Source organism: Lewinella sp. (assembly GCF_050633125.1).
GTDB lineage: Bacteria > Bacteroidota > Bacteroidia > Chitinophagales > Saprospiraceae > Lewinella.
On sequence record NZ_JBOEFX010000004.1, the window covers coordinates 29882 to 41165 of the forward strand.

Below are 11284 nucleotides of genomic sequence, written 5' to 3' on the forward strand. Positions count from 1 at the left end.
GGGCCTATTTATAACTTCTAACAGTGGGTTTAACAAATTCAAATTCCAGTTCCTCTTTGTGTAATTGGAAGCCACTATCCGTGTATTCCCAGGCCGATACGTAGGCGTAGTTGTCATCCACTCGAACAGCTTCTCCATCTTCCGTTTGGTACTCTTCCCGGAAGTGGGCGCCACAGGATTCTTCTCTTTGCAAGGCATCTGTACACATCAAAAGGCCCAGTTCGATAAAATCGGCCAGGCGGAGTGCTTTTTCTAATTCTGTATTCAGTTCCTGACCATGGCCGGTAACTTTTACCGTTTTCCAAAAATCATCCTTGATCTCCTTAAGTTGATTAATAGCTTTTTCCAAGCCGGCCTTGCTGCGGCTCATGGCACATTCTTGCCACATTACTTTCCCAAGCTCCCGATGAAAATGGTCAACCGTTTTGGAGCCGTCGATGGACAATATACGCGCGATGTGTTCCTTCACCTCCTTCTCCGCCTCCGCAAAAGCAGGATGATCGGCAGAGACGGATGCTTCCTTGATCTCCGAGGCCAGATAATTGTTGATTGTATTGGGAAGAATAAAATAACCGTCGACACTGGCCTGAAGCAGTGAGTTTGCGCCAAGGCGATTAGCTCCATGATCCGAAAAATTACATTCACCAATGGCGTATAATCCAGGAATGGTGGTCATCAGCTCATAGTCTACCCAAAGGCCACCCATCGAGAAGTGAGCAGCTGGTGATATCTGCATGGGTTCCTGATAGGCATCTACGCCCGTGATTTTTCTATACATTTTGAAGAGGTTCCTGTAGCGGTCTTTAATCGTTTCCAGTCCCAGGCGTTCTATCGAATGTTTGAAATCGAGGTAGACGGCATTTTTCAGGCGGCCTACACCATGCCCTGCATCAATTCTTTCTTTGGCGGCCCTGGAGGCGATATCACGCGGGGCAAGGTTGCCAAAACTAGGGTAGCGTCTTTCCAGATAATAGTCTCTTTCTTCTTCCGGAATCTCATTTGCTTTTCGCGAATCTCCCTTCGTCTTGGGCACCCATATTCGGCCATCATTGCGTAGCGACTCCGACATCAAGGTCAGCTTCGATTGTGCCTCACTAGACTGGGGTAGGGCAGTGGGGTGTATTTGCGTAAAACTCGGAGCTGCAAAAAGAGCGCCTTTCTTATGTGCTTTCCAAATCGCAGAGCCGTTACAGCCGATGGCCAATGTCGATAATCGGAATACACGGGAATAACCACCGGTAGCCAACACCACTGCGTCTGCAGCGTAGCGTTTAATTTCTCCGCTAACCAAGTCGCGGGCGATAATCCCTTTTGCTTTGCCATCCACGACTACCAAGTCCAACATTTCTGTGCGCGGTAGCATGGTCACTTTTTTAGCGCGGATCATTTTATAAAGCTGCGAGTAGGCCGCCAATAGCAGTTGTTGCCCTGTCTGCCCACGTGCGTAAAAGGTTCTTTGCACTTGCACGCCGCCAAAACTTCGGTTGACCAATACGCCGCCATATTCTCTGGCAAAGGGTACTCCTTGTTGCGTAAAATGATCAATCAAGGGTGCTGATAACTCTGCAAGTCGGTAGGTGTTGGCTTCTCTGGAGCGAAAATCTCCGCCTTTAAGGGTGTCGTGAAACATACGCCAAACACTATCACCATCGTGCTGATAATTCTTAGCCGCGTTGATACCGCCTTGCGCCGCAACAGAGTGCGCACGACGAGCAGAGTCCTGGTAACAAAAGCATTGCACATCGTAACCTAGCTCTGCAAGCGTAGCAGCTGCCCCAGCTCCAGACAAGCCAGAACCGACAACAATGACGTTGAGTTTTTTCTTATTGGCAGGATTTATCAGTTTACTTTTTATCTGATAATTGCGCCACTTCTCCTCGAGTTTTCCTTCCGGGATTTTTGCATCCAATCTCATAAGACAATAGCTATTTGAAGTAAACGATAAAAGGGATTATCCCAAAACCAACAGACATTATCGCAGCATAAACCACTGCGATTTTCGCTAGTAAATTAAGCCCCGATTTATGATAAAAACCAAGTGTCTTAAAGGCTCTTTTTAATCCATGATGAAGATGAAGCCCCAAAGGAATCATTAGTAAAGAATAAAAGATAACGTAGTAGATATTGTGAAATAAACTACTGGTTACTTCATAAACATCTACGTAGCCGAAGGCATCAGTACCTACAGCTTCTCCCATTCCCAGTTTTATCCTTGCCCAGAAATTGGCTAAATGCACAACAATAAAAAGGAGAATAAAAATGCCAATCAACCCCATATTCTGTGAGGCCCAACTACTGTTTTCATTACTATGGTTGACAGCGTACTTTGTTGGCTTTGCTTTCCGATTACGAAGCGTTACCAAGAGAGCATAAACCACATGCAGTATTATAGAAAGGTACAAGGCATAGGCCACCAATTTTATCAGCGGATTTTCCCGTAGGGTAGTAGAGTAGGAGTTGTACAACTCTCTGGCAATATCCTCTGGCAACAGTAAGATGCAATTGGCAGACAGGTGAACAATAAGAAAAATGCAGAGAAACAAGCCAGTGGCGGCAATGATACTCTTTCTGAAAAATAATTCCATACTAGATCGTGTTTGGCGAAGACCTTGTTTTACAGAGCTCTCAAGTTAAGCGCAAAATAGGTGCCGCAAGGGTGACAAATATCACCTTGATGACTGTATTACGTAAGCTGCATACTGAAGAATAAAGCACAGATAAATATTAAGAAAATCAACGGGAGCTTGTTGGAATCAATTGATGGTTATTTGCTAATTTGAGGGATATTAGACAACATTAATATTTACCTAATGCGCACTACTTTAATAATAACAATTTGCCTGTTATCTCTTTTTGCACTGGGTGTTTCTTGCAGCGAAGACAGCAAGGATTGCTCCAGTACAGAGGAGCAAATCCAAAAGCCTTTGAACCCCAATGGAGATAGTGAACTGGCGCTTCTAATGCGAGCCATGTTTGATGAAGCTCAAAGAATTAAAAAACAAATAGCAAACAACGAGCCCGTTACGCTAACCCTCGACCACGATAAAATACTGACCGCTCACGCTACTGAACCCGAAAAGGCGGCTTCTGAAGAATACAAGGCATTTGCGGCAGCCTACTTGCAAACCATCGAAAGCTTGGAAACCGCCAGCCAAGCCCAGATAATAGATGTTTATGATGGTATGATCAACAACTGTATGACTTGTCATAAAGCGCTGTGTCCCGGCCCAATGGCTAGGATTAAGAATTTGCAGTAGGTTTTTCAGCCTACCATTCTACCGCCAACACGACTTTTTCAAAGACGGAAATCTATTACCTTTACCTCCCGACAATTACTGGATCAACAGCCCAACTTTATCATGACCAACAATCACACCATAGAAATAGAAGGACACCGCCACGTCTCTTTTCACCTCGACCGCCTGGAACCTGCAGAAATGGCCGCAAAAAGTGATGCCTTTTACCAGTGGCTGGATACGCGCCGTTCCGTAAGAGAATTCACCAATGAACCCGTAGCCAAATCGGTCATTGAGAATATCATCAAATCGGCTTCCACAGCGCCCTCTGGCGCGCACAAACAACCGTGGACTTTCTGTGCTATCAGTGATCCAGTGTTGAAGAAACAAATTCGCATCGCAGCAGAAGCGGAAGAAAAGGAAAGCTACGAAAGCCGTATGAGCGACCGCTGGAAGGACGACCTCAAACCCATGGCCACCAATATGTACAAGCCCTTCCTGGAGGAAGCTCCCTGGCTCATCATCGTCTGCAAAAGGGCTTTTGAATTGGATACCGATGGCAAAAAGCACAACAATTATTACGTCAACGAATCAGTAGGCATCGCCTGCGGTATGCTGATCACCGCTATCCACAATGCGGGCCTGGTGACGCTTACGCATACCCCCAGTCCTATGAATTTCCTAACCAATATTCTTAAAAGACCTAAGAATGAACGCGCTTATCTGCTATTACCTGTAGGCTACCCCAAGCAACCCGTCTATGTACCAGACTTAGATAGAAAAGGCTTGGACGAAATGGCAGTCTTTTATGAAGGGGAGTAGCCTTTTGGAGACATCACGAGAATGCATCGACATATCAGCTACCTGTCTCAACAAAATGTGTCCCGCTGGCGGGACCGATTCACAGAATCGAAGGTGGTATGCCAAATCTATTCTTTTGTATTACTCACGCCTTACTCAACTGATCCGCCAACTTCACCAAGTTAGGTAAGCGATAATCACCCGCCATGTCTTTGATCCTATCTGTCGCCCAAGCAGCTTCACAACCAATGGCTGTAACAAACAGTGCCTTGCTGCTTTCGCCACGCAGCAGGCGCACTTCTACTTCTTCGGCAGCTCGGAAATGGTTCTTTGCTAAGCCTATGACAGGTACTTTCACGTCCAAGGCATCATAGAGGTAGACGCCTAGACCGGGCTTATCTTTACCTAAATAAACATAACTGTCTACAAGAATAAAATCCAGGGGTTCACTCACTTCTGCGAGGAGGGCCAGCAGCGCAGGAAGCTCTCGTTTGAAAAACTTTCCCGGTTCGTATTCCCCAGCCAGGGGCGTTTTGATGGTGTACGTTTTGTAGGCCTCTTTATCTGTCCAATCGTTGAACAGCACACCTGCCACCTGGGCGAAATCTTCGCGGTAATGAACATCAATACAAATAATCATCCCCGGAGTTTTAGCGCGCGCAGCAATGCGGGGGCCTCCCATTCCCGAACATCACCGGGCTTCATATCGCCGAGCGTCAAATCTTCAATGGCGGCGCGTACCAGTCGCAAAACAGGAAAACCTACGGTGGCACACATTCTGCGAACCTGACGGTTTTTACCCTCCGTGAGACGTAATTCGATCCAACTGTCAGGAACACTTTTCCGAACCCGAATGGGTGGGTCACGATCTGGTAGCGTAGGGAAGGGGACCAGCATTTTAGATTTGGCCGGACGTGTGCGATAATCACGCTTCTTGATACGGATATTCACACCGTTATTCAGTCGTGTAAATGCCTCTTCTGTAGGAACGCCCTCTACTTGCACCCAGTAGTTGCGTTCATGTGCCCATCGTGGGTCAAGCAGCTTACTGTTTAGCCGTTTATCATTCGTAAGAAGGAGCAAGCCTTCACTGTCTTGGTCGAGGCGGCCTACAGGGTAAACATCCTTAGGAAAATTATACAAGTCGGCCAATGTACGATGATGAGGAGCCTCTCGCGTAAATTGCGAAAGCACTCCGAAAGGCTTGTATATCACGAAATATTGGAGCATGAGATTAATTATACGAGGTCAGATAATGGGAAACCACAAAGTAGCCGCGAATCAAATAATGACAAAAGATTCGATTTAGCCCCACGATGACCCCAGTAGAACAAATCTACTACACGTTGAAGCGGAAGTGCATCACGTCTCCATCATTGACCACATACTCTTTACCTTCCACACTCAGTTTTCCAGCTTCTTTTACCGCTTGTTCAGAACCGTACTTAACATAGTCTGCATAAGCAATAACTTCTGCACGGATAAAGCCTTTTTCAAAGTCAGTATGAATCACTCCGGCGGCACCGGGAGCTTTAGTGCCTTCAATGATCGTCCAGGCACGTACTTCCTTTTCACCGGCAGTAAAGTAAGTGATAAGCTTCAATAAAGAATAAGCGCTGCGAATAACGCGGTTTACACCAGGTTCCGGAAGGCCCATTTCTGCGATGAATTCGTCGCGCTCTTCTTTGGTATCCAATTCAGCAATATCTGCCTCAATCGCCGCTGAAATCAAGAGCACTTCTGCATTTTCATCAGCCACTGCAGCCTTGAAACGCTCGGTGTATTCGTTACCACTTTCTACCGAATCCATATCTACATTACAGACGTAAAGGATAGGCTTGGCTGTCAGCAACATCATCTCTTTGAGCAACGCGTAGCCATCTTCTGGCAAAGACACGCTACGGGCAGGCTTACCACTTTCGAGGTGATCCTGAATAACTTTCCCGATCTCAACGATGCGCTTAGCCTCTTTTTCGCCACTTTTGGCAGCTTTGCGCAATTTGTCTACACGTTTTTCAACGGTCTCCAAATCTTTGAAGATCAATTCGGTGTCGATGATTTCCTTGTCGCGAACAGGGTCAACGTTACCGTCGACATGCACAATGTTGTCATCATCAAAACAACGGACAACATGCAAAATAGCATCTACTTCCCTGATGTTTCCCAAAAACTGATTGCCCAAACCTTCTCCCTTACTAGCTCCTTTAATCAAGCCAGCAATATCAACGATATCTACGTTGGTAGGAAGAATCCGCTGAGGGTTGACAAATTCTGCCAATTTATCCAAACGCGGGTCGGGTACGGTAATTACCCCCACATTGGGTTCCTTGGTTGCAAAAGGATAGTTCGCCGCCAGCGCTTTCGCGGAGGTCAAGGCGTTGAAGAGGGTAGATTTACCTACGTTGGGCAAGCCCACAATACCACACTGAAGTCCCATTCGATCGTTTCTTTTTTATCGGGCGCGAAGATACAAGTAATTCTGTTGTTTGGCTTATTATTCCTTACCTTTCCTTCATGAACTTTCTAGCACATCTCCTTCTCTCCTGTGAACAGGAAGAGCTCATGATCGGTAATTTCCTCGGTGACTTTGTCAAAAACAAGGAATTGCCTCAGTTTTCGGAGGCTGTTCAGCAAGGTATAAGGCTGCATCGCTTGATCGATACGTTTACCGATGCTCACCCGCTCGTCCGGCAAGGCACCAAGCGCATCCATCACCGCCATGGCAAATATGCTGGGGTAGTTATTGACGTCCTTTACGATTATGTGCTCGCCAATCATTGGACCAAATTTGGGCCAGGGAGCCTGGAGGCATTTGCCCAAGGTGCTTACCGTACGCTGGAAAAACATCTGTCAATAATGCCAGAGCGCCTGCACTCTATTGTCCCCAGAATGATTGCCGATGATTGGCTCGTCAGGTATGGTACCCTCGATGGCATCGCTTACACCTTTAGCCGCATCCAAAAACGTGTTTCCCGCCCCGAATTCCTGGAAAACATCCTCCTGACCATCAAGGAAGAAGAAGCCGCTTTGACACAAGAATTTACAGCCTTCTTTCCTGAAATTGCCAATGAGGTAAAGGTTTTCTGTGCATGTTAGCTTTTGGGGCCATGCCTTCTCCCGACTGATGCAGTCGGGATCGGCACCGGGCTGTCTGCCGCTCCGGAGCGGCGGCCCATCCCTTGTCCTGCTCCTCCGTCCGCCGAGCTTTAGGCCCTGCCTTCCGCACTAATTTCAAGTCAAAAGCCCCGAGGAACGTCGTTCCTCGGGGCTTTTAAAAAATCTTAAGTGCCTTTGGTGGTTCAAAATCTTAAATGACCTTATAATCCCTCATATGGTTCAAAAAAACCTACCCACCAAAGAAGATACGCTTGATATCCAACCCATTCGCGAAGATCACCAAGCCAATTACGATCACAAAGCCTATGATAGTAGCGTATTCCATGAATTTATCGCTGGGCTTGCGACCAGAGGCCGCCTCGTAAAGCAAAAACATTACGTGACCTCCATCAAGTGCTGGAATAGGCAACAAGTTCATAAAGGCAAGAATCAATGACAACACAGCCGTCATCGTCCAGAAGCGCTCCCAATCCCAAACGGCGCCAAACATGGAACCAATTGAAGCAAAACCGCCCAAGCTTTCGGAAGCCTTGATGCGCCCGCGGAACATTTGCCCGAAAGCTTTCAACTGGTCGTTAAGCGTAGCCATACCCAGTGCAGCACCAGCAGGCATGGCCTCAGCAAAAGTATACTCTTGCCGTTCTGTACCGAAAAAGTAGTTTGGAGCGGCTGGCCTAACGCCTATTTTACCATCCTTTGTAGTAGTGACTTTAATATCTTTTGGCTGGCCATCCCGAATAACACCAACTATAACCTCTTGCGCGACAAAAGGCTCGATCTCATGGACAAAATCGGAAAAGAATGGGGTAGGGGTGCCATTCAAAGAAATGATACTATCCTTCTCTAGAATCCCCGCCACCTTAGCAGGAGATTCTTTCGAAAAATCAGCAGCTATGAAAGGTACACGAGGTACAAAAAGCAATGCTCCTTTGTTTTGGTAGCTAGATAGTTCACCTACAAAACGCTCATCAATCTCAATATTGACCACCTCGCCATTGCGGCGAACCTGCATAGCCTGAGCATTATTGATCACAATCTCCCGTAAAAGGGTCCGACTATTGAATTTTTCAAAATCCTCGCCATTAATAGAGAGTACATGATCGCCATCCTGTAAGCCGATTTCACGACCTAGAGAATCAACGGCAATACCGTACTCGATTCGCTCATTAGGCAAGTATTCCTGACCATAATACCAGAGTACACAGCCGAAAATGAGCAGTCCAAGTATGAAATTGACGGTCACACCACCCAACATAATGATCAATCGTTGCCAAGCCGGTTTAGAGCGAAACTCCCATTCCTGAGGCTCACCCTCCATTTGTTCTTTATCGAAACTCTCGTCGATCATACCACTGATCTTGACATAGCCGCCCAGTGGCAACCAGCCAATGCCGTATTCGGTTTCACCAATCTTCTTTTTAAACAAAGCAAAGCCGGGGTCGAAAAAGAGATAGAATTTCTCTACACGGGTGCCAAAGAAACGGGCGGGGAGGAAGTGACCTCCTTCGTGCAAAACAATCAAAATAGAAAGGCTCAACATCAGTTGGCCAGCCATGATCAAAATATCCATATGTTAGTGGGTAGGTTTACTTTGAAAACCCATTTTTGTTAGTTATAACCGGGAAGTACAACATTATCCGAGAAAGAAATGTTGCCCAGAAAGTTGGCAAAGGTATTCGATTTTGATTAATTCTTTAGTTTTGCGGTCTATGCAATTGTTTTTTATACCACAGATTGACCAGGAATACATCGACCTCCCCGCCGAAGAGGCTCGCCACGCGGTGCAAGTTTTGCGCAAGCGGGTCGGCGATGAGTTGGATATTGTTGACGGAAAAGGAGGCTGGTACAAAGGCCTTATCACCGAAACATCAAAACGCTCCTGCACCGTTCAGCTTACGCAAACACGGAAAGAAACTCAACGAGCTAACTACCATTTAACCATGGCCGTTTCTCCCACCAAAAGTAATGATCGCTTTGAATGGTTTCTGGAAAAAGCTACGGAAATAGGAGTAGACACCATTATCCCTCTGAAATGCAGCCGTACCGAACGCCCCAGGATCAGGATTGATCGTTATGAGAAAGTTCTGGTGTCAGCCATGAAGCAGAGCCTGCAAGCATGGCTACCTGAATTAAAGGAGTTTACATCTTTTGCAGAAGTTGTTGAGCAATTCCATGAAAATCAGGCTACTTATATCGGTTGGTGTAACGAGGATGTAAAAAGCCCGCTCATTGACAACTACCAGGCTCCGACCAACGTTCTTATCCTGATTGGCCCGGAAGGTGATTTTACGGAGGAAGAGGTGCTGTTGGCACAAGCAAATGGCAGCCAGCCAATCACTTTGGGGCCTACCCGGTTACGCACAGAAACTGCCGCCTTGGTGGCCACACAAAGCATTGCTTTACTAAATCAACTTCTCTGACATTTTTTGTGGTCAAAGAAATTAAAGAAAAAATCGTGAAGATTACACAGCGTCTACTTTTTGTAATGATTGTACTGCTTGCGGGCAGTAGTTGGTCTTGGGCCCCGGTGCCACCTGCAACGGCCCCAATGAAGCTGGGCTTACTAAAATATCGGGGTGGGGGAGACTGGTATGCCAACCCGACAGCCCTACCTAATCTGGCTTCGTTTTGCAATACGCTACTCAATACCAATTTCAACGAAAGTGAATATGCGGTCGTCGAAGTAGGCAGTGCCGAGTTGTTCAACTACCCCTGGATTCACATGACAGGACACGGCAACGTCGTCTTTTCTGATACCGAAGCCGACAATCTGCGTAACTACCTACTCGCCGGAGGTTTCCTGCACATTGATGACAACTACGGCATGGACCCTTTCGTACGCACTGCCATGAAGAAAGTGTTCCCCGAATTGGATTTTATAGAACTGCCTTTTGAGCACGCCATCTATCACCAGCGATTTGATTTCAACAACGGCTTGCCTAAAGTGCATGAACACGACGGTGGCGCAGCCCGTGGCTTCGGGCTGATCTTCGAAGACCGTTTGGTTTGCTTCTACACCGCCGAATGTGACCTAGGTGACGGATGGGAAGATCCCGCTGTACACAAAGACCCTGAAGAGCTTCGCCAGTCCGCATTACGGATGGGAGCGAACATTATACAGTTTGCGTTTGAGCAGTAGGTTTATTTGCGAAGATTTGGAGTGGTAGGTGTTTCCAAGAGTAGCCTTTCGATAGCTTAATTAAAAATAACTTAACTTGAGAGACCATAAATGAGGAATTACTCTGCTAGGGAGTAATTCCTCATTTATTAGTTAGCCATTTTTGATTTTCTGTTGAAACCTTTTTGCACCTATTCTAATCCAAAATTCAATGCCTTCTAACAATGCACAAAGTCCAGCTGTCAATTCGCTGGACTTTCGTTCCTACTACAAGCAATTAATCATCAGCGGTAAAACAGATGAGGTGATTAAACAATTGCGACAACAACTCCCCGAGTTTGCTCCTAACCTGGAAGCACTTCAAGCACATTATGATGAAATTAAACGTCAAGCTACAAGAGCAACCATAACTCAAGAGAACGCTCGGGTAGAGATGAATCGGGTCAACATGGCGCTTATTGCCTTTTTAGACGACCTCAGCAAAGGTGAAAAAAGTCTGGCAGCCAGCCATCTGGCCATAGGCGACGAAGCCAACAGTGTATTGGACGAAGTACTTGATAATCAATTAGAGTTTAATAAAAACGCAGTTCGGGAAAACAAGATATTTAGGACTGCGGTAGGTGTGCTTTTTCTTATTGCCATTCTTTTTTCTGCTTATGTCGTTTGGAGCCATAGTGATTTTCTCAGGGATGAGGTCCAGATTATTACGATGCTGGGAGCTACTATTGTCTTGTATGTATGCATTGGAATACTGGCCCTATATGCCCTTTCACTCATCATTAAGGGCAGCCTATTCAACCAGGTGTTCCTGAAATTTTCCAAGAAAACACTAAAACGCTAAGCCATGAATTTTCTTTCCTTTTTAAAAGAACGTGATAATAATCGCCGCAGAAGCAAGCGCATCGCCGGCGGTGTGTCACATGTAATGCTGTTGCTCGAGGTTAAATTGCCAAAAGAACCATTGAATGGCGAGATTATGCCACTTCTCTAATTTTGAAAAAGATAAAGCTTT

At 46.3% G+C, this 11284-nt stretch carries 13 protein-coding genes; 7 read left to right on the forward strand and 6 right to left on the reverse strand.

Translation table 11 applies throughout. The features are described 5' to 3' along the window. Positions 1 to 4 precede the first annotated feature (4 nt). Together ACRBG0_RS00765 and ACRBG0_RS00770 are read right to left on the reverse strand one after the other, a co-directional pair. Positions 5 to 1915: a fumarate reductase/succinate dehydrogenase flavoprotein subunit gene (locus tag ACRBG0_RS00765; protein ID WP_431485025.1), complete on the reverse strand. Its 1911-nt coding sequence runs from the start codon at positions 1913 to 1915 to the stop codon at positions 5 to 7. Positions 1916 to 1925: 10 nt separating this feature from the next. Next, on the reverse strand, positions 1926 to 2585 hold the full coding sequence (locus ACRBG0_RS00770) for a succinate dehydrogenase cytochrome b subunit (protein ID WP_431485026.1): 660 nt from the start codon (positions 2583 to 2585) through the stop codon (positions 1926 to 1928). Between the two features lie 225 nt (positions 2586 to 2810). On the opposite strand from ACRBG0_RS00770, the gene ACRBG0_RS00775 reads away from it, so the two are divergent. Both ACRBG0_RS00775 and ACRBG0_RS00780 read left to right on the forward strand, forming a co-directional pair. Beyond that, entirely contained in the window at positions 2811 to 3257 is a 447-nt protein-coding gene (locus ACRBG0_RS00775) for a hypothetical protein (RefSeq protein WP_431485027.1), read from the forward strand. Positions 3258 to 3359: 102 nt separating this feature from the next. Continuing rightward, complete coding sequence (locus ACRBG0_RS00780; protein WP_431485028.1) at positions 3360 to 4058, forward strand: nitroreductase family protein; 699 nt, start codon at positions 3360 to 3362, stop codon at positions 4056 to 4058. Between the two features lie 124 nt (positions 4059 to 4182). Here the strand turns inward: ACRBG0_RS00780 and ACRBG0_RS00785 are convergent, their stop codons facing one another. The 3 genes from ACRBG0_RS00785 to ychF all read right to left on the reverse strand — a co-directional run bounded on the left by ACRBG0_RS00785 (position 4183) and on the right by ychF (position 6474). Then, on the reverse strand, positions 4183 to 4677 hold the full coding sequence (locus tag ACRBG0_RS00785) for an endonuclease V (RefSeq protein ID WP_431485029.1): 495 nt from the start codon (positions 4675 to 4677) through the stop codon (positions 4183 to 4185). Next, positions 4674 to 5267 carry a pseudouridine synthase gene (locus tag ACRBG0_RS00790; protein WP_431485030.1) on the reverse strand — a complete coding sequence of 198 codons (594 nt, stop codon included), beginning with the start codon at positions 5265 to 5267 and terminating at the stop codon, positions 4674 to 4676. The genes ACRBG0_RS00785 and ACRBG0_RS00790 overlap by 4 nt, the downstream gene beginning before the upstream one ends. A gap of 109 nt (positions 5268 to 5376) precedes the next feature. Continuing rightward, the gene (gene ychF, locus ACRBG0_RS00795; protein WP_431485031.1) at positions 5377 to 6474 is read right to left on the reverse strand and encodes a redox-regulated ATPase YchF; all 1098 of its coding nucleotides are present in this window, start codon (positions 6472 to 6474) and stop codon (positions 5377 to 5379) included. A 77-nt stretch (positions 6475 to 6551) separates the two neighbouring features. On the opposite strand from ychF, the gene ACRBG0_RS00800 reads away from it, so the two are divergent. After that, complete coding sequence (locus ACRBG0_RS00800; RefSeq protein ID WP_431485032.1) at positions 6552 to 7133, forward strand: ACP phosphodiesterase; 582 nt, start codon at positions 6552 to 6554, stop codon at positions 7131 to 7133. Between the two features lie 250 nt (positions 7134 to 7383). On the opposite strand, the gene rseP is transcribed toward ACRBG0_RS00800, so the two are convergent. Beyond that, positions 7384 to 8724 carry an RIP metalloprotease RseP gene (gene rseP, locus ACRBG0_RS00805; protein ID WP_431485033.1) on the reverse strand — a complete coding sequence of 447 codons (1341 nt, stop codon included), beginning with the start codon at positions 8722 to 8724 and terminating at the stop codon, positions 7384 to 7386. Positions 8725 to 8863: 139 nt separating this feature from the next. Between rseP and ACRBG0_RS00810 the strand changes: the two genes are divergently transcribed. From ACRBG0_RS00810 to ACRBG0_RS00825, 4 genes are all read left to right on the forward strand, one after another. Beyond that, positions 8864 to 9574: a 16S rRNA (uracil(1498)-N(3))-methyltransferase gene (locus ACRBG0_RS00810; RefSeq protein WP_431485034.1), complete on the forward strand. Its 711-nt coding sequence runs from the start codon at positions 8864 to 8866 to the stop codon at positions 9572 to 9574. 65 nt (positions 9575 to 9639) lie between these two features. Continuing rightward, positions 9640 to 10293: a DUF4159 domain-containing protein gene (locus ACRBG0_RS00815; protein ID WP_211213978.1), complete on the forward strand. Its 654-nt coding sequence runs from the start codon at positions 9640 to 9642 to the stop codon at positions 10291 to 10293. 190 nt (positions 10294 to 10483) lie between these two features. Further along, positions 10484 to 11113: a hypothetical protein gene (locus ACRBG0_RS00820; RefSeq protein ID WP_431485035.1), complete on the forward strand. Its 630-nt coding sequence runs from the start codon at positions 10484 to 10486 to the stop codon at positions 11111 to 11113. Positions 11114 to 11116: 3 nt separating this feature from the next. After that, positions 11117 to 11263: a hypothetical protein gene (locus ACRBG0_RS00825; protein ID WP_431485036.1), complete on the forward strand. Its 147-nt coding sequence runs from the start codon at positions 11117 to 11119 to the stop codon at positions 11261 to 11263. Positions 11264 to 11284 lie beyond the last annotated feature (21 nt).